Below are 22057 nucleotides of genomic sequence, written 5' to 3'. Positions count from 1 at the left end.
GAGCATGGCTCGGGCAGTCTTAGACCTGATTAGACGCTTCACCTTGGCAACCATATTGGAAGTCTCGAAGGGGGGCAAAAAATCAGGCTGTGTTATGGGATGGCCAGGGATGCGACCCAATCAACCAAGGGGTTGAAGTCCTCACCGGGTAGTTATTTCGCCCATTTCAGCTCTATTTCATACCCGAAGGTCTCGCACCATACTTGGTATGGTAGCGCATCGCCCTAATTGGTTCAACTAATCTGCGATTAAATTAAGCTCTCGGATGTTGACACCTATTGTATATCACTTCTGGAAAGTTTGAACCAGAGCTAATATTTCTCGAAATTGGGCTAATTCTGAAGAACAGAGCGACCATAGCACGCGATCGCTTAGAATTTAACCGGTTGCTAGTAGATACTGGGGGGCAATATGGCTATTTTACATGGAACTTGGCGGATTAACCCGGACGATAGTTATGTCTTCATTTGGGGGGAAACTTGGCGGGGGGGTGGCGCACAACAGGACAACCCGTCGGAAATAGCGCCCTATAGTTTCGCTATGACCGAGGAGGAACTCTCCCAATGGTCTCTCGGGCAAGATATAGCCTTATCTAAACTCTCTCCCGAGACTATCACAGAAGCGATCCCCCTTCCCACCCATATTGACAGCCATACTGGTCATCTTACCCCCATTCATTCCGCCGCCACAGAAGCCGCAGAAGCCGCAGATATCTACCTGTATCCTTGGTTAGTTACCGGGTATCGGCTGAACCCCAGTGATGCTTTTGACCTGTTCGAGTCCTTACCTTTAGGTGCGATAGATTTAGACTGGTTAGGAGAGGATGTCCGGTTTTGGTCTCATGTAAACCGCTGGAGTTTAGACCTTCTGGCTAGGCGTAAATTTTTACCTGTGATTAGCGCCAGTGACTCAAAAGCGATCGCCCAATGGCAGCCCATTCTTGATAGTGCCACAGATCGCGCCCGCCTGTTAAAATTTGCTGGCTTAATGCCGACCGTTTGTAGAATGTCCGGTTTATCGCCCCTACAGCCACAGAAGGGCTCATCTATCTTTTCTGCCCTATTTTTGCCCGGAAGGGCTGAGGATTTGATATTAGGGGCTTTAGGGGCAATCATTGATTGCCAGGTGCGTCCTATTGCCCAAGAAGTCGAACGCAAAGCCTTAACTAATGTAGCCATTCTCACCCCTGTGGTTAGAATGTGGTTGCATGGTTTAGCCGATGATGCTGGCGGCTACATAGAAGCTGATACGGAGGAAATAGATACCCTCCAGACCAGCTTAGAGAATTGGATGTTTCCCCTCCAACAGTCTTTGGTCGAACAAACCCTATTTAGGGCGAGTTTTAGTCTGCAACCTCCCCAGGGAAAAACTAAAGACTGGCGTTTAGAATATGGTTTACAGGCTATTGATGACCCTGATTTTGTCGTTGAGGCGGCGACTATTTGGGAACACCCAGTTGAGGCTTTTATTTATCGGGAAAGGACGATTCGTTATCCCCAAGAAACTCTCCTGGCTGGTTTAGGATTAGCTTGTAAATTATATCCGCTGATGGAGAAGAGTTTGTCAGAAGCTAGTCCCCAGGGCGGCTGGCTCGAATCTGGTCAGGTTTATGAGTTTATTACTCGTGTAGCTTGGCGATTTAATGATAGTGGCTTGGGGGTCATTTTACCACCAGGATTAAGTAATCGTGAAGGTTGGGCGAGTCGTTTGGGTTTGCGGATTAAAGCAAATACTCCTAAGGGTAAAACTCAGGGTAAAATTGGCTTAAAAAGTCTGTTAAATTTTAAATGGGAGTTAGCCATAGGTGGTCAAAGTTTATCTAAGGCAGAATTTGACCGTTTGGTGGCAAAAAATAGTCCGCTAGTTGAGGTTAACGGTGAATGGGTCGAGTTGCGAGAACGAGACATTAAAGCCGCTCAGGCTTTTTTTGCGAGTCGGAAAGAACAGATGAATCTTTCTCTGGAAGATGCTTTGCGTTTATCTACTGGAGATACTCAAACTATTGAACGACTCCCTGTGGTTGATTTTGAAGCTGGAGGGAAGTTGGCGGACTTGTTAACTGCTTTAACTGATAATCGTACCATTGATGCGATCGCTACTCCCCCCACTTTTAAGGGAGAGTTAAGACCTTATCAAGCCCGAGGTGCGGGTTGGTTGAATTTTCTGCAAGAATGGGGTCTGGGTGCTTGTTTGGCTGATGATATGGGGTTGGGAAAAACCATAGAATTGATTGCTTTTTTGCTACATTTACAGCTACAAGAAAATCTGATAAATCCAGTTTTATTGGTTTGTCCTACCTCCGTTTTGGGGAACTGGGAACGGGAAGTTAAGAGGTTTGGACCCAGTTTAAATACCTTGGTTCATCATGGAGATAAACGAGCCAAAGGAAAGGCTTTTCCCCCGGCTATTAAAGGCAAAAACTTGGTAATTACTAGCTATGCTTTGACCTATCGAGACCAGTCCGAATTACAATCAGTAAAATGGCAGGGTGTGGTTTTAGATGAAGCGCAAAATATTAAAAATCCCGAAGCCAAACAATCGAAAACAGTCAAGACATTAGAGGCAGATTTTAAAATTGCTTTAACTGGAACTCCCGTAGAAAATCGGTTATCTGAGTTATGGTCAATTTTGGAGTTTTTGAATCCTGGTTATCTAGGACAACGACCATTTTTTCAGCGTCGCTTTGCTATTCCCATTGAAAAGTATGGGGATACTGAATCATTGCAAATTTTGCGATCGCTCGTACAACCTTTTATTCTGCGTCGCCTCAAAACCGATAAAGATATTATTCAAGATTTACCCGAAAAGCAAGAAAATAACGTATTTTGTTCTCTTTCCAAAGAACAGGCTAGTTTATATCAAAAGTTGGTAGATGAATCACTCTCAGAAATTGAATCTTCTACCGGGATACAAAGACGCGGGATGATTTTAGGATTATTGGTAAAATTAAAGCAGGTTTGTAATCATCCCTTATTATTAGGTGCAAAAACCAAAGCCAAGAAAGAATCGCCAACCCTAAACCCTAGCTATTCTGGGAAGTTGCAGCGTTTAAATGAAATGTTAGAGGAGTTAATATCAGAAGGCGATCGCGCTTTGATTTTCACCCAATTCGCCGAATGGGGTAAACTCTTAAAACCCTATTTAGAAGCCAAGTTAAATCGAGAAATCCTGTTTTTATATGGGGGAACGCGGAAACTTCAGCGAGAACAAATGGTCGATCGCTTTCAACAAGACCCCCAGGGACCTCCGGTGATGATTTTATCTCTCAAAGCTGGGGGAGTCGGTTTAAACCTAACCCGCGCTAACCATGTATTTCACTTTGACCGTTGGTGGAACCCAGCCGTAGAAAATCAAGCCACCGATAGGGTATTTCGGATTGGTCAAACTCGCAATGTACAAGTGCATAAATTTGTCTGTACCGGAACCTTAGAAGAAAAAATCCATGACCTCATAGAAAGTAAACAAGCCTTAGCCGAACAAGTAGTTAGTTCCGGCGAAGACTGGCTCACCGAAATGGATACCGACCAACTCAGAAACCTATTGATTTTAGACAGAAGTTCCATTATCGAAGAGTCCGAAGAAACCTAAACTTTCCTCCGTCCCCTCTCCGTCCCCTCAAACCAACAGACCTACCGCTGGACTTCTGGGTAATTCTCCATATTTTCCCCTACAAGTCCAGCATAAGTTAAAAAAACCTAACAAATTCCCTTCAGTTCAACAGCCAGTGATAGAGTACAACTGCAAAATTCGATGAATTAGTATCGAACTGGGTATTTTGGGAGGACTAATGACAGAAGTTTATATCGTCTCCGCCACACGCACCCCCCTAGGTAGGTTTGGGGGGGGGTTATCTGGATTTTCTCCGGCTGACCTAGGCGCTCATGCAATGAAAGCCGCACTGGCGAAAGCTGGGGTTTCCGGTGAAAACCTGGATCTTTATATTTTCGGAAATGTGTTGCGAGCAGGACACGGACAACTAATACCCCGTCAAGCTGCTTTGAAAGCAGGTATACCCGCTACAGTCGATGGATATGCCATTGATATGGTTTGTTCTTCTGCTATGATGAGTCTCATCAATGGCTGCTACACTATTAAAGCCGGAGAGGCTGATCTAGTGCTGGCAGGGGGGACTGAGTGTATGTCGCAAACGGGGTTCTTTTTGTCTCACCGCGCTAGGTGGGGTTATAAGTTCCTTATGGGAGCCCCAGAGCAGTTGATGGATATTCTGCTTTATGATGGTTTGACAGACTCTACTACCGGAGACGGTATGGGGGATGAAACTGAACGTTTGGCCGCTGAACATGGTTTCAGTCGTCAGGCTTTGGACGAGGTGGCTTTTTACTCCCAAAAACGCGCGGCGGAAGCTACCGAAAAGGGATTGTTTAAAAATGAAATCTCCCCCATTGAGGTGTCTAGCCGTAAGGGAACTCAGGTGATTGATACTGATGAGGGTATCCGCGCTGAGACTACTTTGGAAAGTTTGGCTAAGTTGCGTCCAGCTTTTCAGAAAGATGGGGTCTTGACTGCTGGGAATAGTTCCCAAATTTCTGATGGTGCGGCGGCGATTATTTTGGCTAGTGAGGCTGCTGTACAAAAGTATGGCTTGAAACCTCTGGCTAAAGTGCTGGGAGGCGCTTGGGCTGGTGGTGAAAGTTGGCGGTTTCCAGAAGTGCCGATTTTCGCTACTCAGAAATTACTGGGTCGCCTGAAAATGTCGGTTAATGATTTCGATTTGTTTGAAAATAACGAGGCTTTTGCTGTTAGTACCTTGTTATTTGATAAAATGTTGGGGGTCTCTCAAGATAAGTTGAATGTTAATGGTGGGGCGATCGCTCTCGGACACCCTATTGGCGCTTCCGGTTCCCGCATTGTTGTGACTTTACTTAATGCTTTGGAACAACATGATAAGAGTTTGGGTCTCGCCGCTTTGTGTCATGGTACTGGTGGCGGTACGGCTTTTGCTATTGAGCGTGTCTAGTTTTTTCGGTTTTTTTAAGGAGGATAAATGGTTTCTTTAGGACTTGAGGATAAGGTGATTATTGTCACTGGCGGCGCACGGGGTATCGGCGCGGCTATTGTGAAGTTATTGGTCGAGTTTGGCGCGAAAGTTGCATCTATTGATGTCATTGACGGGGAAACTCCCCCAGGTGGACTGGCGCTTAAAGCTGATGTCACTAAGTTGGACAGTATGGAGTCCGCTGCTAAGGAAATTGGCGAGAAGTTGGGGACTGTTTATGGTGTCGTCGCTAATGCTGGTATTACCCGCGATAATTTCTTTACTAAGTTGACTGATGAAGATTGGGATCAGGTTATTGCTGTTAACCTTAAAGGGGTGAAAAATACCATTCAGCCTTTTATTCAAGGTATGTATGACCAGAATGCTGGCTCTATCGTCGCTATTAGCTCTATCTCAGGCGATCGCGGTAATGCTGGACAAACTAATTATGCTTCCACTAAAGCTGCTGTCATTGGGATGATGAAATCTATCGCACGGGAAGGCGCTCGTTTTAATGTCCGCGCTAATGCGATCGCACCCGGTTTTATTAATACCGAAATGACTCAAAAAATCCCTGAGAAAGTCCGCGATAAAATTACCGCAGAAATTCCTTTCCGGCGTTTTGGTGAACCTGAAGATATCGCCTGGGCTGTCGCTTTTTTACTCTCTCCTGTCGCTAGTAGTTATGTCACCGGAGAGGTATTGCGTGTTAATGGCGCTCACCATACCTAGGCTTTTCATCGCGGTTAGCTACTCCTAAATGGCGGCGGGTTTATTAGTCGGATTTCCGTTTTTCAAAACCTCCACTATAACCCGCCACTCCATAATCCCCATAATTCGCGATCGCTTGTTCAAAACTCACACTATGTTAAGTTTTGTAAACAAAAATTAATAAATGTTGCGAAAAAAATTTTTTTTGGCGGGGTTGCTTGCTTTTGTCGCTGAATCGTGGTATTATATTAGATAATCGGAGTATTGACATTTTTTTTATTTTTGCAAATATCCAATTATTTAATAATATGTCAATATTGTACCACTACTCCCCGCCACCTGTCAACCCTATTTCCGAATTAATTATTAATTGTAGGGGCGCGCCTCTGCTGTAAATTCTCAATTCCCCGCGACCAGAGCTATAAACTCGCCCTACCCCACCGGGGAATTACAGGGGAAGGGGGAAGGTGAAGGTGCGTCAGTTGATAATTATCCGGTTCTCATCGCCATAGTCGGGGGGTCTGACGCACCCTAAAGTCGGGTGATCAATTATCCCGTTAAGAAGCCTCAGACGGACGTATCCATAAACGATTATCAGAAGTAGCAGCAAACAATTTCCCTTCACTAGCAGCCATAGCCACCACATTATTAGCATGACCAATTTGCTGCCAGATCAAATCCTCGTGGACAGTATCGCGCATCCAGAGATTATTGTCAGAAGTAGCAGCATAAAGTTTTCCACCCGTAGCAGTTAATCCCACCACATTATTAGCATGACCAATCTCGACCCAAGGAATATCCTCAGTATTGACCTCCCGAGTCAATAACTTATTATCCGAAGTAACGGCATAGAGATTACCGTCACTGGCGGTCATGGCTATCACCTTCTCAGCCTGACCAATCTTATCCCATTTGATATCCTCAGCCACCCCTTCACGGACCCAGAAGGAGCCATCTTGGGTAGCAGCAAATAACATATTATTAGCGGCAGCCATAGCGACAGCCTGATTAGCCTGACCAATCACCTGCCAGTTAATATCCCCAGGGACAGCCACCCTAATCCACAACTTATAATCTTGAGTAATTGCATAAAGGGCACCATCCATGGCAGCCATAGCGACCACATAGTTAGCATGACCGATGTGTTCCCAATTTATCTCTGTTCTATTAATACTCATTAACACCGACTCCTTCAGTTTTAAAGATCTGATGGCAGACCCATCATAGCCAAATAATTAACAAAATCAACCCCATGCCGACCCTGGGATGCGATCGCCCAACAATAGCCTTTAGACATGGGGTTGTTTGTGCCTATAGCCAAAAACCCAAACAATCCCTAGTTAGGACATAGCTTGGATAATAAAGTCAAAGTAAGGGGCTGCCTCCTTAGCATCTTCATCATCCAAAAGCGCCAGAGATGCTTCCTTGAGGCAACGGATAGCCTCTACCATTCCCGGCATAGGAACACCCAGAGAATTGTACATTTCCTTAACCCCAATCAAGCCAATGCTTTCAATAGGATCTTTATCTCCAGACAGAATGCCATAGGTAATTACACGCAGATACCAGCCATAGTCCCGCAAACACAAGGAACGTTCCCGCTGTCCAGCGGCATTACCACCGGGGGCAATAAAATCTGGGCGCTTCTTCCACAGTTGTGCACTAGCACGGTCAACAATCTTTTTTTCGTTTTCGGTAAGTGTATCGACAATCCGCAACCTTTGCTCACCAGTTTTCAAGAAATCACTAATATTCTTGAGTTCCCCAGTGGTCGGGTAACGGAGTTCATCGTCGGCCTTGAGAATAACTTGGCTTACTACAGTCATCGTTTTTCAAACAGATAAACAATAATTTCCGGTCGAGATAGCCTTGACAGCCTACCCCCCTATTGAGAATGGTACATTAAAGTTTCCCCTCATACCGATCCTAGTCTAAATGCTGGGGGTTATCGGTACGGCTTATGCTTACTAGTATTATTCAGGTTGACCCACTGATATATTCTGGCGATCGCATCATGAACAGATTGTCCCGGTCTGAGGGAGTCGTTAACTCGCGCTTTCCCATAAGGCTTCCCCTAATGGCTCTCAGACCACTAACATTAAGTAGTTTAGCGATTCAGGGCTACAGACACCAACCCAAAAAACGCTTATCCTACGAAAAAGCCTCCCAGAGGTTTTCACCTGATCATTTCACACTATCGGATTTAAAAGTATGGCAACTTGGCAGCAAGGTCAACAGATAGAAGTCTCAATTACAGATTTAGCAGAAGGCGGAAACGGAGTCGGACGATATCAAGACCGAGTTGTGTTTGTCCCAGATACGGTCCCAGGCGATCGCGCTTTGGTCAGACTCACACGGGTTAAGTCTAAATACGCAGAAGCCAAAATACTTAAACTGATCACAACGTCATCATCCCGTATCCGTCCCCATTGCATTGTTGCTGACAAATGTGGGGGCTGTCAGTGGCAGCATATAGATTATGATTTCCAACTAGAAGCTAAAAGGGGTTTAGTAGTTAATGCGTTAACCAAAATGGGGGGATTTATAGAACCACCAGTAGCCCCAGTTTTGCCCTCCCCTCAACCTTTAGCCTATCGCAATAAAGTTACCTATCCCCTACGATTATCTTCTACAGGTCAGGTACAAGCTGGATATTATCAAAAGGGCAGCCATCGGTTAATTAATTTGAATCAGTGTCCGGTGCAAGATCAGCGTCTCAATCCTTTATTGGCTAACATTAAACAGGATATCCAAAATCGCGGGTGGCTGGTTTATGATGAACAACAACACACTGGCACTATTCGCCATCTTTCTTTTCGCATAGGGCGGCGCACCGGGGAAATTTTGCTCACTCTTGTAGTCAAAGATAATAAGTTACCACAACTTAAAGAACAGGCTGATATCTGGCTACAGCAATATCCACAATTGGTGGGAGTTTGTCTTAATGTCAATAGCGATCGCACTAATGCTATCCTTGGCAAAAATACCCATTGTCTCATCGGCAAACCTTATATACATGAGATATTTGCTGATTTAAAGTTGCGCTTGACTTCGGACAATTTCTTTCAAGTCAATACGGAAGCGGCGGAATCTCTGTTATCAGCTATTTCCTCGGAGTTGAATTTGCAGGGTGACGAAATTCTAGTAGATGCTTACTGTGGTATCGGCACCTTTACTCTACCCCTAGCCAAGCAATTAGGACAGAATTTCCCCCCAGGAGAAATTAGGGCGATCGGTTTGGAGTCCCAAGCTGGGGCGGTAGAACAAGCTATTTCTAATGCTGATTTAAATGATATTAATCATGTAGAGTTTCGCGTCGGTAACGTCCAAAAACTCTTGCCAGAAATACCATTTCAGCCGGATATAGTTGTGCTAGATCCACCCCGACAAGGATGCGATCGCACTGTTATTCAAACTCTCTTAAATCTACAGCCTCAACGCATTGTTTATATCAGTTGTCGTCCCGTTACTTTGGCACGAGATTTACAACTACTCTGCGAAAACGGCATTTATCAACTCACCAAAGTACAACCTGCCGATTTTTTCCCGCAAACCTCTCATGTTGAATGTGCAGCCTTTTTGACTCTTAGTCACTAATCTAACTCATGCCCAAAAACTCCTCCCACCCCTTCCTGTCTCTCTCTGATTAATTCCCAAATTTACTATTGACATATTATGCGACTTGACCTATAATAGTATCATGGGAAAATGTGGGCGCATATATATGGCTTATATGGCTGTCCTAGTTAGCGCAGCCCAGAGGGGTCAATCTATTGCCTAATTCTGACTTGAGTCCAAAACAGTTGCATAAGACCAACTCCAGTGAGACCAGCAACTATAGTCCAGGAGAGGGTCAAGCCAATAACATCTCCCAAGAAAAAGCCTGTCAACTGTCGCAAAATGCCACCTAATAGCCACCCTATAGGTAATCCCACACTCCAACACACAACACTAGCGACGACCCAGCGACGACCCCAAAATACGGACTCTCGCAAAGCCCACCATTGAAACAGTCCCAACGCCACACCGACCTTGAATCCTTCTATGACCCCATAAAACAGACGGAGAAACAGGTTAAGGGTCCGCGGTGCCATCCAACCCATAGCACCCATAGGAGTTAACCCCATTAAACACCAAGCGATCGCACTAACGAAAATCCAACGCCAGGGGTAAGAAATATGGTGACGGAGGACAAACCATTGCGCGCCGCCAACACTCAACCCACCAACAACTCCGACCAACCAATTAACATCAGGACGTTCTCCCACTTCTATCCATAGCAAACTGACCAGAAACCCAGCCACAGTGACAGCGACCCACTGGACCAAAAATCGGCTTTCAGCTTTAACCAGGGAAACAGACCGACACAGCCACCACATAATTAGTTAGAAAAGCGATCCCAGCAGAAGTATTCTAGTAGAGGGTCTGATTTATCATAGCAGACCAAATCAGCAATTAATTCGGCGGTAATAGGGGCTAGTAAAATACCATTACGGTGATGACCTGTAGCTAGGGTTAAATTCTCAAAGGGACTCCTACCCAAGATAGGTAATTCGTCGGGGGTAGCAGGGCGAAAACCAGACCAAAATTCCTCAATAGGAAACTCTGCGAGTCCGGGATAAAGTCGGGTAGCCTCTGAGAGGAGAGTATTTATTCCTTTGGGGGTGAGACTCTTGTGAAAGCCGACATTTTCAGCGGTAGCCCCCAGGACGATTAAACCATCACGACGAGGTACAATATAAATACCAGACCCAAATAGAACCTGTTTTAGGGGTAGTTGGGAAATATCACTAGGGACTCGCAGTGATAACATTTGACCTTTTATGGGGTATACTGGGATAGGTAGGATTTGACCTGACCAAGCTCCGGCTGCGAGAATGTAGTGGGAAGCGACGATCGCCCCTTGGTTAGTGTTGATTTGCTTAATTTTATTAGTGGTGGTGGCGATTTCTTGGACTTCTACACCATCCCTAATTTGGATGCCTAATTGTTGGCTGGCATGAATTAGCGATCGCATTAATAGGCGGCGGTTGTCAACTTGACCATCTTGTGGAAACCACCATCCTCCAACCACTTCTGAAGTTAAACCGGGTTGTTGAGTGATCAGCTGATCAGCTTCTAGCCAGATAGCGGGACTTTCAGGAGTTTGTGGTAGTTGTGTTTGGTGGGGATATTGGTAAACGGGGGCGAGAATACCACAAGGCCAATAACCGGTATCTAAGCCAGTGAGGTCTTGAATTTGTCTAGTCCAAGGTTGATAAAGCGATCGACTACGGAGGGCTAAATCAAGCAGAGGACTTGGGGGAATTCTTTCCGCCTGGGGTGCTAACATCCCCGCCGCCACATATCCCGCCGCCTCTTGAGTATTGCGGCTACAGACGGTGACAGTTGCGCCTCGCCATTGGAGAGCGATCGCCACAGATAACCCAATAATACCACCACCTATAACAATTATATCACTTTTTTGATGACTTGAGGTAATCATTGTTAGTCACAAATTCTGAATTATGAATTAATTTAGGTAGATCAATGTGGGTCTCAATTTTTTTTCTTGTTGTTGGGGGTGTCGGTTTGAGGAGGGGAGTGGCTGTCAGAAGACTTTAGGGCTTCATCTAAAACCATTCTAGCAGCTTCAGCATGGCTACGCGCTTCCCGGTAGCGGAGGTTAGCGACCGCAAAATTTTTCAAAGCCTTAAACCCTTCTTTGAGGTCAGTAATTTCTTCCATGGTGGTAGTTTGGTCACTAAAGAGGATATCAATTTGGTCACGGGCTTTTAGGGCTTCTTCGCGAGACTCCATCATTTTTAACTTGAGTGAAGCGAGGTTGCTAAGGGTCTGGACAGCTTCCGTGACAGCATCTTCTTCTCCAGTAGTTGCCATAGAGGTTTCCTTAACCTCCACAAACTGCTCTGGACCAAAGCCATCTTCCAACTCAGTGGGTAATTTTCCATCATCCATAAGTTCCATAAGTTTATCCATAGCCTGGTCACGGGCTTTAGGGGAGTCTTTACCCCGGACAGACAGGATAATTTCTGGACTTTGGGGGAGGGTGTAGCGAACCATATTGACACAGATTGCCTAGAATGACTATTTAGATAAATATTTTAGCAGAATCCGAACATGAAAGAACAAGTTATTCTCTGGTTGAACCGCCTTTTGGTAGCTGATGTGTTTTTGGTGTTATTGAGTTTCCTATGGTTGGCGATCGCTGTTTTGGGTAAATCTATGGGGGTTAACCTGGGATTAGAACTTTGGTATCAACTCTGGGAACCTGTTTTCACTCCGGCGATCGGTCTATTGATGGCGGGTGCGTTACTAATCGGGGCTATGAATCAAATCTCTAAATGGTTAGTACGTCCTGACTCCCAATCATAATCTATCATCCCCCTAAACAGTTAATGATTAATAGTCGATAGTTGACTCTCCCAATTATCGACTTTCTCTTTTACCGATACTCTCCCAACTTCCGACTTCTAAAAACCGCGACCTTTTCAAGTCAACGGGGAAACTCCTATGTGGGTAGGTTATATTTTACCGACTTCCCCAACTTCCGACTTTCTGTTTGAGGAAAACTCTCCCAACTTCCGACTTCTAAAAACCGCGACCTTTTCAAGTCAACGGGGAAACTCCTATGTGGGTAGGTTATATTTTACCGACTTCCCCAACTTCCGACTTTCTGTTTGAGGAAAACTCTCCCAACTTCCGACTTCACCAAACCGCGACCTTTTCAAGTCAAGCTGAAAACTCCTATGTGGGTAGGTTATATTTTACCGACTTCCCCAACTTCCGACTTTCTGTTTGAGGAAAACTCTCCCAACTTCCGACTTCACCAAACCGCGACCTTTTCAAGTCAAGCTGAAAACTCCTATGTGGGTAGGTGATATTTGACAGACTTCCCCGACTTCCCACTTCGGAAAACCGCGACCTTTTCAAGTCAAGCTGAAAACTCTTATGTGGGTAGGTGATATGAGAGTAACTCTCCCGACTGGTGACTTTCCGTTTGAGGGAGACTCTCCCAACTTCCCACTTCGGAAAACCGCGACCTTTTCAAGTCAACGGGGAAACTCCTATGTGGGTAGGTGATATGAGGGTAACTCTCCCAACTGGTGACTTTCTATTTGAGGGAGAGTCTCGGACCTGTGAGGGTTGAGAAGATGAACTGACATAGGTTTAGGGTGATGCTTTAACCTCGACAAAAATAGTTTTAGCTGTTTCGGTATCTAAAGCGACCCGTGAACGTCCGATTTTGATAACATAGGAGGGAAAACGTTGCTCTAAAAATAGAGGTACTCCTGGCATAACTCCCATAGCAAAGAGTTTATGTAGGATAGTGTCCTGTTGGGTTTTAATCTCGACAACGATCGCATCTACCCTCAGATCCAAACTCACGAGAGAAATCATTAAAAATTCACCCCAACCAGGTCCAGTAAAAAATTCGCACCATATCCCATGGTAAAAGCAAAAGGTATAATCAATGCTACCATAATCAGAGTAATTTTCAAACCTTGTTCTTTAACCATTACCTGAAACTGCGCCACACAGGGGAGAAACAGAGTCAAAACTATGGCGGTAACTACTAATTGATTACCTGTTAATATACCAGTTTGAGTTAAATCAAAAAGTCCCGCCGCGCCATAATCACGACGAAAGAAACCATAGAGGAAAATAGGTGCGACTTCTCGAGGTAGTCCCAAGGCTAAAGTAATGGGTTCCAATAAACCAACCAACCAGTTAAAGACTCCGGTTAAATGACCAATCCAAATAAACACGGAAACCCAAATAAATAGGGGGACTATTTCCCAAAAATATCCCTTCATACGCAGATAGGTTTTGATGAGGATATTCTGTAACTTGGGTATTCTCAAAGGGGGAACTTCCATATAAAATTCGGATCTATTTCCGGGAATAATCCGAGAAGTTAATGCGCCGACTATTAGAAAAACGGAGAGGATAAATCCCCCCCAAATTAATAGGGCTGTTGGTTTCATGGAAAGCAGTCCTAAAATCACGCCCCACTGGGCGGCACAGGGAACAGCTAGGGCGAGGAGAAAAATGGTAATCATCCTCTCCCGACGAGTTTCTAGGGTGCGGGTGACGACAGTTGCCATAGTATCACATCCTAAGCCTAATACCATGGGAATTACCGCCCTTCCTGATAAGCCTATTATCTTAAATAACTGATCTAGCATGAGAGATAGCCGGGGTAAATATCCACTATCTTCTAATAGGGAAAACATGAGAAAATAAGTCCCTACTACGGGTAAAACAATAGCGATCGCATAACGAACTCCTAGAGTAATAATACCATAATCATTAGCCAATAAATCCTGGAATATCTCTAGGGGAATTACGGCGGCTACGAAAGCATCTACCCTGGGATTAATATAGGTTTCAAAACCGCCTTCAATTAGGTCTACTAGAGTCCCCGCGCCAAACTCACCGACAAATTTATAAACGCCGAAATATAGGATGATTAAAAGTAGAGGAAACCCGGTAATCGGATTAACTGTAATCTGGTGCAATTTTTCGGCTAGGTCTGAGGTGTCGGAGGCTGATTCGGTTAAGACTTCTTTTTCAATATTCCCGGCTTTTTCTTGTCGGGTAATGGCGATCGCACGACTAATAGGAACATCAAGACTGACCTGGGCTTCCATAATAGCCAGATCGTATTCTTCCCGATAGGGGCTGGTTTTTATGGTCTCCAAAAATTGGGGATCTCGCTGCAAAATTAGTAGGGCTAAACTTCTATGGGAGAGGGTATAGGAGGGGAGACTATTATCTTTCAATAACAGAGATTCGATGTGAGCGATCGCTATTTCTATGGTCGGAGGATACACTACTGGACTCAACATAATCTACTACCTTGGTTTTTAATTCTTGAACTCCAATATTATGGGCTGCAGCCATTAACACTACGGGAATACCTAGCTTTTCCTCTAAGTCTTCAGCATTGATTTTAATACCAAGATGGTCGGCTTCGTCAATCAGATTAACTGCTAATAAAACTGGTAATCCGGCTTCTAGTAATTGTAGGGTTAGGTTTAGCATTCTCCCTAAATGTTGGGCATTTACTACATGAATGACCAAATCTATCCCCCTAGTCATCAATAGGTCTCGACCGACTTTTTCTTCTTCGGTAATGGGTAAGAGAGAATACATCCCTGGGGTGTCTATAATGGCGATCGCTTTGTCTCCAATTATCATGTCTCCTGTGGAAATATCTACGGTGGTTCCCGGATAGTTGGAAACTGTGGCATAATGGCTAGTTAGGGCATTAAATAATACGCTTTTTCCCACATTCGGAGAACCCACTAGGGCGACTGTAGGCTTATTTGACACCGCCGAGAAATGGCGATCGCTTTTCGGTCTCCACCACTTCCACCAATGTCTCGGTGAGCTAGACGTTTTACCTGAACAGTTTTTAGAGCAGTAATTACAACTCATGTAGATTATTAGTAATAATTTACTTTTATTTAATCCATGAATTATAGAATATCACTACAATATCGTCAATCACAAAAATTCCCGGTTTCTGGCTATAAAACATAATCTAGGATTATCTAAACATGGTTTTAGATACAAACATTAAATCATTCTGTAAATTTTGGGATGATAATGGTTCTCATTATCGCAGAAAATCTGACGAGAGAATCGGTACTTGACAAGCCCCAATGTTAATGATAGAGTGGAATCTATAGGTTATGCTCCTCTTGGTGTGGGTTATGTCAGCTACAAGAGAGATTATAGGAACCCAAAGCCAGTAAAGCCGTAGTGACATTGACCAATTTCGGGAATAGAGACTCGAGAAGATTTCGCCGCGATGCACGAGTATTTTTTAGGCCAAAATTAGGGGGCTTGACAAAATTCCACATTTATGCTAATCCCCGTCAGAGTTGAAGTGGTGAGTAAGTAGATGTTTGGTAATTAATTCCGCCGCCAATGCGTTTCCGGCGATATTCCAGTGGCTGTCATTAGGTCGGTAGAGTCGGGTAGTCTGGGAAACCTGCCTAAAATCATCTAATAAGTCGATATAGTTGATATTGTATTGAGAAAGGCGATCGCGTAGGAGGCGGTTAGGGTGATCAAAATCCAAACCTTGGGGGTCATCAGGCTTGAGGATATCAATAACTTGGGATTGTAATTGTTTATTGACTTGTACCTCGCTAGGAATAATCACAATGGTTAGGTCAATATTTCGATAATCGCAAATCTCCTTAATGCGGCGAATATCCGCCATAGCGTCTTCAAAAAACCCTAGGAAAATGCCGTCCCTTGTCCTAATATCAAACATACGACTTAGGTTAGAAACCTGTTCAAGATAGGACTCATCAGTTAAGGTGGGGTGGTCGTCTTTATATTCGAGGTTATTGGGGTTATAGACAGTCCCTTCAAACTGAGTTTGGAGTTTAATCAAAGATTGTAAAAAGGCGACGGTATAGAAGGTGTGCTTATTTCTATCGAGGGAAGTTAGGTGATTGTCGATAAAATCATTACCAATATAAAAGGATAGGAGGATTTTATCAGGATTAAGCACTAACCCTTCATTAATCAATAAAGCCAAATAGGCGGCGGGTCCTAAGCCAGGAATTCCCATATTGATCACTTCGATATTTTTATCTTGGCTGTTTAGCTGTTTCTCAATCAAGGTTAAATAATTATAGTGATAGGGAACTATTCCAAAGGCGAAGGAATCACCAATTCCCAACATTCGATAAATACCCTCCGGTTTTGCTTGGGTAAATTCCACATCTTTAAAGCCATGGGAGTTTAGTTGAAAGTCAAAATCTTGGGCGTGGGGTCTTCCTCGCCAACGATTATATGAACGGTTATAGAAAACAAATGTGGGATTAATTCTGTGATAAATCCTGAAGGTAGCCTCGGTTAGCAGAAATGTAATTCCCGCGATAATTAAGGTTTGGCTAAAAAATTTACAAACTGGGTTATTAACAATGGCTTTTATCGGTAATTTTGGGGAAATGTTTAACTTGTATTGGTTCATTTTTCCTCGGGTGCGAATACGGAGTCGGTAATTTTAACTAAGTGTTCAAACAAGATATCTTTAGCCAGTTGGTTTCCGTGGGAGTTCCAATGGGGTTCTTGGAATAGATAGAGATGGCGGTTTTGTTGTTCTACTCTAAATCTAGGAGTGAGGTCAATATAGGGAATGTTGTTTGACTCCAAATGGGAGATGAGGATATTTTGCTGACAGGTAATGTCATAATCATCTAAGTTTAGGTAAAAGGTAGACTGGAGTTGATTTAACAAGTGGTCGTTAACCTGGTATTCGTCGGGATAGATAGCCACGATAAACTTAATGTTCCTGGCTTGGAGAATGGCATTCATTTCTGAGATGCTATCCAAGATATAGTTAATGTTAGCATCACGATCGCCATTTTGTAGCTTCTCGATATTGCAGAAACTCAGCCGACCACGTTCTACATCCAGAAATTTCTCCAGGGACAGAATACCTGGGGATGTTTCGGGTTCGTCTAAGGCGATCGCCTCGGTAGTCGCCACTAACTGACTCTGGGGGAGTTGATGAGACTGTTGAGACTGTTGAGACCTAGCGGCTTCTCGAAAGATTTTATATTTTTGTTGAATAAACAATAAGAGTCGTGATTTAGGAATAATCGGATAGCCAAATATTATTAACTCCTGACGGCGGTCAATATCAATGTAAAGGTCGTTCACAATAATTCGTTTTCGATAGGGGTCAGCATCAACAAAATCATTCCCCACAAAAAAACCCAAGACGACTAAATGGGGATTATACTGCAATCCATATTTTTTCAATAAGGCTAGTTGTTCGGCGGTATGGGTTCCGGGATATCCAGCATTAATGACATCGACTTGATGCTGTCCGTAATGTTCCCGAAATTGGTTTTCTAATAAAGCGGTATAGTTGCCTTGTTGACCACCAGCCCAATTAAAAGAGTCGCTGAGAATGAGCATCCGAAATATATCAGGATCTGGTTGGAGGGGATAGTCTCGGTCATTGAAGCCAAATTGATTATTACCGTTAGCATGACCTCGAATTTTAAACCCCATATCAGGGTCGTATTGATAGAGTCCGCGAAATAAATAGGGTTCGGAGACAATCATGATTACTTCTACTAAGAAGAACGGTAGAATTGTCCAGCAAAACAGTAGGAGTAAAATTTGCCGCCAGGGGGGTAATTTTACAGATGGTAATAATTTTTTCATGAAGTCTTATGGATTTACTTCCTCGGATGATTGATTAGGATAGCAGTCCCGACGGATATTGTCCATACCTATCTCTGATGGATAACTGGGAATAGGGAGGGGCATGGTTTGGGAGTAGAAATACTTGATAATAGTGTAATCAAAAGGCAGAAGGGAAATGGGCGGATGATGTGGAGTTGATAAATAGGCAATCAGGGTAAGTGGGGGAAATCAGAGAAGTTGCCGTCAAAATAGCCCAAAGGTTATAGAATATAAAAATATTTTGTTGTCAGTCGGCTAACTTATGACCTTTTCTGCTGTAGTTCGGACCTTGGGGCGATCGCCTCTGACGGCTGAACTTCTGACTAAACTGAACCAACAGCAAGCTCTTCACCTTAACGGTCTTCCCCGTGTTCCCAAAGGACTGACGGCTTCAGCTTTAGCCCAGGAAGCGGGGTTAAACCTATTGGTGATAACAGCTACTTTGGAAGAGGCTGGTAGGTGGTCAGCCCAGCTAGAGGTGATGGGGTGGCAGACGGTACACTTTTACCCGACCTCGGAAGCATCCCCCTATGAACCCAGTTATAGCGAAGAGATGGTCTGGGGACAGATGCAGGTATTAGCGGACTTAGTGGCAAGAAACACAGGGAAAGCAGACCCGGTGGCGGTGGTAGCTACAGAGAGGTCTTTACAACCCCATCTCCCTCCGGTGAGCGACTTCCAGAGTTATTGTCTAACCCTGAAGTTGGGGATGACCTGGGAAGGAAAAACCATAGACGAAAAACTCGCCCAGTTGGGATATCAACGGGTGGCAGTGGTGGAAACTGAGGGGCAGTGGAGTCGCCGGGGAGATATTGTAGATGTGTTCCCTGTGGCTTCAGAACTTCCGGTGCGTCTGGAATGGTTTGGGGATGAGTTAGAAAGAATTAGGGAACTGGACCCGGTGACACAGCGATCGCTTGATCGGGTTGAGCAACTAATTCTCACGCCGACGAATTTTGCTCCCATTATCGAAGCGAATTTATCCCTATCTACGGAGACCCTAGAAACTCTCAAATCGGCTCAGATATCGGAGACGAAAACCGGACTATCTCATCTGTTAGGATTAGCATATCACAAGCCAGCTTCTTTAATTGATTATCTACCGGAATTAACTTTAGCGGTAATTGATGAACCTGACCAATGTGCAGGTCATGGCGATCGCTGGTTTGAACATATCGATGAACAGTGGCAAAATGAACAAGGTAAGCTGGTAACAGCAGAAGGGATATCTGTGGAAATTCCGGCAATTCATCAATGCTTCCGGGAGTCCCTAGCGACGGTTGAAAATCGTTTTGATAGGCTGTATCTCAGTGAACTGGCTGATTATAAATCCCCTCTTATTCAGGCTTCCACGGCATCGATAAACTTAGCCAGTCGTCCCGTCCCGGTGACTCCCCACCAATTCGGAAAAATTGCCGAGGTGATTCGCCAACAACGCGATCGCCAATTTACAGTCTTTCTAATTTCCGCCCAACCTAGCCGCTCAGTGGCTTTGTTATCGGAACATGATTGCCCATCTAAATTTATACCCAACCCCCGCGACTATCCAGCCATAGACTCATTAATCCGTAATACCCCCATTGCTTTAAAATATACGGGACTAGCCGAATTAGAAGGGTTTATTCTCCCCACCTTCCGTTTAGTTATTATCACGGACAGAGAGTTTTATGGTCAACACGCTTTAGCTACTTCTGGTTATATCCGCAAACGCCGCCGCGCCGCCTCCAAACAGGTAGATCCGAATCGACTACAACCGGGAGATTATGTGGTTCACCGCCAACATGGAATCGGTAAATTTGTGAAGTTGGAAAGCCTGACTATTAATCAAGAAATCCGCGATTATTTAGTGTTACAATATGCAGATGGAACCCTAAGAGTGGCGGCGGATCAGGTGGGAACTTTATCCCGTCTAAGGCGGTCAGAGTCGAAGGTTCCCCAACTCAATAAGTTGACGGGTAAAGCCTGGGAAAAAAGTCGGGAAAAAGTGGGTAAGTCCATTAAAAAATTGGCGGTTGATTTGCTGAAACTTTACGCCGAACGTTCCCAAAAAACTGGATTTAGCTATCCCCAGGATACACCTTGGCAGCAGGAAATGGAAGATTCTTTTCCTTATCAACCGACTCCCGACCAACTGAAATGTAGCCAAGATGTGAAACGGGATATGGAAAGCGATCGCCCTATGGATCGTCTGGTGTGTGGAGATGTCGGTTTTGGGAAAACGGAAGTAGCAATTAGGGCGATTTTTAAAGCAGTTACGGCGGGGAAACAAGTGGCATTTCTCGCCCCCACAACGATTCTCACCCAACAACATTATCACACACTAAAAGAACGTTTTGCGCCTTATCCAATTGAAATTGGATTGCTTAATCGCTTCCGTAGCGCTAGTGAAAAAAAGTTGATTCAACAAAAGTTAACGACCGGAGAAATAGATATTATTGTGGGTACGCATTCGGTGTTATCTAAACATATTAAATTTCGGGATTTGGGACTGTTGGTAGTGGATGAAGAACAGCGGTTTGGGGTGAATCAAAAAGAGAAAATTAAAGCCCTAAAAACTCATGTGGATGTTTTGACTCTGACGGCGACTCCCATTCCCAGGACGCTGTATATGGCGTTATCAGGTATTCGAGAAATGAGTTTAATTACAACCCCACCACCCTCTCGTCGCCCAATTCAAACCCATTTAGGACCATTAAACCAGGAAACTATTAGGGCGGCGATTTGTCAGGAACTAGATCGGGGAGGACAGGTGTTTTATGTGGTTCCCCGCATTGAGGGTATTGAGGAGAAGTCGGCGGCGATTAGAGAAATGGTCCCTAGTGCTAGATTGGCGATCGCTCATGGTCAAATGGAAGCTGGAGAGTTAGAGTCGATCATGCTCACTTTTAGCGCCGGAGAGGCTGATATTCTCGTCTGTACGACCATTATTGAGTCGGGCTTAGATATCCCCCGTGTTAATACTATTCTGGTCGAGGATGCCCATAAATTCGGGCTAGGACAATTGTATCAGTTGCGCGGTCGTGTGGGGAGGGCGGGAGTTCAAGCCCACGCTTGGCTATTTTATCCGGTTAAAGGTGACGGACAGGCGGCTTTAACAGAAGATGCAGTTAAGCGACTGAGGGCGATTAAGGAGTTTACCCAGTTGGGGTCTGGTTATCAATTGGCGATGCGAGATTTGGAAATTCGCGGCGCTGGGGATATTTTGGGCGCTCAACAGTCGGGTCAAATGAATGCGATCGGTTTTGATTTATATACCGAAATGCTACAGGAAGCTATCCAAGAGGTACGCGGACAGGAAATTCCCCAGGTCGATGATACTCAGGTGGATCTGATTTTGACGGCATTCATCCCATCAGATTATATCACAGATTTAGATCAAAAAATGAGTGCTTATCGGGCGGTGGCATCTTGTCAGGATTCGGAAGAGTTAAGTAGAATTGAGGAAGATTGGAGCGATCGCTATGGTAAAATTCCCGCACCAGCCCAACAGTTACTCCGGGTAATGGAGTTAAAACAAATCGCTAAAAAGTTGGGGTTTGCTCGCATTAGACCGGATGATTCTAAGCAGAATATTGTTTTAGAAACACCTATGGAAGAACCCGCCTGGAATTTATTAAAGCAGAATTTACCTGAACATTTACAGCCTCGCTTTATCTACGGTCGCAAACAGGTAAAGATTCGTGGCTTGGGGGCCTTACCTCCTAGTAAGCAGCTCGATTGTCTGATTCAATGGTTGCAAACTATGCAGGAGGGAATCCAATCATAATTAATAATTAATAATTAATAATTAATAATTATGAAGGGCTGACGACCATCTTAAGAAACCCGGTTTCTTTGAGAAACCGGGTTTCTTGACTTCTGCGGTAGAAACCCGGCTATAATTAATAATTGGGTGGGGGCGCGCCTCCGCTGTGAATTATGAATTCCCCAAGACCATCTTAATAAACCCGCCCCACGGCGAATAATAATCACTGGTTAGAAACCCGGTTTCTTTGAGAAACCGGGTTTCTTGACTTCTAATAAATAATTAGGTAGGGGCGCGCCTCCGCTGTGAATTATGAATTCCCCACGACCATCTTAATAAACCCGCCCCACGGCGAATAATAATCACTGGTTAGAAACCCG

The 22057-nt window shown here is 44.5% G+C and carries 17 protein-coding genes and 1 pseudogene; 7 read left to right on the top strand and 11 right to left on the bottom strand.

Annotation, left to right across the window (positions count from 1 at the left end):
- Positions 1-81, bottom strand: a pseudogene (locus tag P5683_RS06720) (transposase); the annotation flags it as partial.
- Between the two features lie 330 nt (positions 82-411).
- Between P5683_RS06720 and P5683_RS06715 the strand changes: the two are divergent.
- The 3 genes from P5683_RS06715 to phaB all read left to right on the top strand — a co-directional run bounded on the left by P5683_RS06715 (position 412) and on the right by phaB (position 5728).
- On the top strand, positions 412-3588 hold the full coding sequence (locus tag P5683_RS06715) for a DEAD/DEAH box helicase (protein WP_006669502.1): 3177 nt from the start codon (positions 412-414) through the stop codon (positions 3586-3588).
- 199 nt (positions 3589-3787) lie between these two features.
- Complete coding sequence (gene phaA / locus P5683_RS06710; protein WP_006623601.1) at positions 3788-4978, top strand: acetyl-CoA acetyltransferase PhaA; 1191 nt, start codon at positions 3788-3790, stop codon at positions 4976-4978.
- Between the two features lie 27 nt (positions 4979-5005).
- Entirely contained in the window at positions 5006-5728 is a 723-nt protein-coding gene (phaB, locus tag P5683_RS06705; protein ID WP_046319126.1) for an acetoacetyl-CoA reductase PhaB, read from the top strand.
- Positions 5729-6264: 536 nt separating this feature from the next.
- On the opposite strand, the gene P5683_RS06700 is transcribed toward phaB, so the two are convergent.
- Both P5683_RS06700 and P5683_RS06695 read right to left on the bottom strand, forming a co-directional pair.
- Positions 6265-6885: a PQQ-binding-like beta-propeller repeat protein gene (locus P5683_RS06700; RefSeq protein WP_006669501.1), complete on the bottom strand. Its 621-nt coding sequence runs from the start codon at positions 6883-6885 to the stop codon at positions 6265-6267.
- A 162-nt stretch (positions 6886-7047) separates the two neighbouring features.
- Positions 7048-7533 carry an allophycocyanin subunit alpha-B gene (locus P5683_RS06695; RefSeq protein ID WP_006616661.1) on the bottom strand — a complete coding sequence of 162 codons (486 nt, stop codon included), beginning with the start codon at positions 7531-7533 and terminating at the stop codon, positions 7048-7050.
- Between the two features lie 385 nt (positions 7534-7918).
- Here P5683_RS06695 and rlmD point away from each other — a divergent pair, with 385 nt between their 5' ends.
- Positions 7919-9304: a 23S rRNA (uracil(1939)-C(5))-methyltransferase RlmD gene (gene rlmD / locus P5683_RS06690; RefSeq protein WP_315644979.1), complete on the top strand. Its 1386-nt coding sequence runs from the start codon at positions 7919-7921 to the stop codon at positions 9302-9304.
- Between the two features lie 173 nt (positions 9305-9477).
- Here the strand turns inward: rlmD and P5683_RS06685 are convergent, their stop codons facing one another.
- From P5683_RS06685 to P5683_RS06675, 3 genes are read right to left on the bottom strand one after another with little or no spacing between them, the layout of a single operon-like run.
- Positions 9478-10086 (bottom strand): hypothetical protein, encoded by a 609-nt coding sequence (locus P5683_RS06685; protein ID WP_046319133.1) that lies wholly within the window; start codon positions 10084-10086, stop codon positions 9478-9480.
- Between the two features lie 2 nt (positions 10087-10088).
- The gene (thiO, locus tag P5683_RS06680) at positions 10089-11192 is read right to left on the bottom strand and encodes a glycine oxidase ThiO (protein WP_315639572.1); all 1104 of its coding nucleotides are present in this window, start codon (positions 11190-11192) and stop codon (positions 10089-10091) included.
- A gap of 53 nt (positions 11193-11245) precedes the next feature.
- Complete coding sequence (locus tag P5683_RS06675) at positions 11246-11770, bottom strand: hypothetical protein (RefSeq protein ID WP_006669499.1); 525 nt, start codon at positions 11768-11770, stop codon at positions 11246-11248.
- A 57-nt stretch (positions 11771-11827) separates the two neighbouring features.
- Here P5683_RS06675 and P5683_RS06670 point away from each other — a divergent pair, with 57 nt between their 5' ends.
- Together P5683_RS06670 and P5683_RS06665 are read left to right on the top strand one after the other, a co-directional pair.
- Positions 11828-12082 carry a hypothetical protein gene (locus P5683_RS06670; RefSeq protein WP_006623610.1) on the top strand — a complete coding sequence of 85 codons (255 nt, stop codon included), beginning with the start codon at positions 11828-11830 and terminating at the stop codon, positions 12080-12082.
- 256 nt (positions 12083-12338) lie between these two features.
- A complete protein-coding gene (locus P5683_RS06665) occupies positions 12339-12509 on the top strand; it encodes a hypothetical protein (RefSeq protein ID WP_008054079.1) in 171 nt (56 codons plus the stop codon).
- A gap of 368 nt (positions 12510-12877) precedes the next feature.
- Here P5683_RS06665 and P5683_RS06660 read toward each other — a convergent pair whose 3' ends face one another.
- The 5 genes from P5683_RS06660 to P5683_RS06640 all read right to left on the bottom strand — a co-directional run bounded on the left by P5683_RS06660 (position 12878) and on the right by P5683_RS06640 (position 17911).
- Complete coding sequence (locus tag P5683_RS06660; protein WP_006623612.1) at positions 12878-13108, bottom strand: FeoA family protein; 231 nt, start codon at positions 13106-13108, stop codon at positions 12878-12880.
- Positions 13108-14559: a ferrous iron transporter B gene (locus P5683_RS06655; protein WP_006669497.1), complete on the bottom strand. Its 1452-nt coding sequence runs from the start codon at positions 14557-14559 to the stop codon at positions 13108-13110. Before P5683_RS06655 ends, P5683_RS06660 begins: the two co-directional genes overlap by 1 nt.
- Positions 14483-15151, bottom strand: a complete 669-nt coding sequence (locus P5683_RS06650) for a FeoB small GTPase domain-containing protein (RefSeq protein WP_006669496.1) — start codon at positions 15149-15151, stop codon at positions 14483-14485. Before P5683_RS06650 ends, P5683_RS06655 begins: the two co-directional genes overlap by 77 nt.
- Before the next feature lie 433 nt (positions 15152-15584).
- Positions 15585-16706: an SGNH/GDSL hydrolase family protein gene (locus tag P5683_RS06645; protein ID WP_006669495.1), complete on the bottom strand. Its 1122-nt coding sequence runs from the start codon at positions 16704-16706 to the stop codon at positions 15585-15587.
- A complete protein-coding gene (locus P5683_RS06640; protein WP_315639570.1) occupies positions 16703-17911 on the bottom strand; it encodes an alginate O-acetyltransferase AlgX-related protein in 1209 nt (402 codons plus the stop codon). The genes P5683_RS06645 and P5683_RS06640 overlap by 4 nt, the downstream gene beginning before the upstream one ends.
- A gap of 283 nt (positions 17912-18194) precedes the next feature.
- On the opposite strand from P5683_RS06640, the gene mfd reads away from it, so the two are divergent.
- On the top strand, positions 18195-21698 hold the full coding sequence (gene mfd / locus P5683_RS06635; RefSeq protein ID WP_006623618.1) for a transcription-repair coupling factor: 3504 nt from the start codon (positions 18195-18197) through the stop codon (positions 21696-21698).
- The last annotated feature ends 359 nt before the right edge of the window (positions 21699-22057 follow it).

The sequence above is a fragment of the Limnospira sp. PMC 1279.21 genome, assembly GCF_032349615.1.
GTDB lineage: Bacteria > Cyanobacteriota > Cyanobacteriia > Cyanobacteriales > Microcoleaceae > Limnospira > Limnospira fusiformis.
This window is presented reverse-complemented; position numbering and strand designations above follow the sequence as displayed.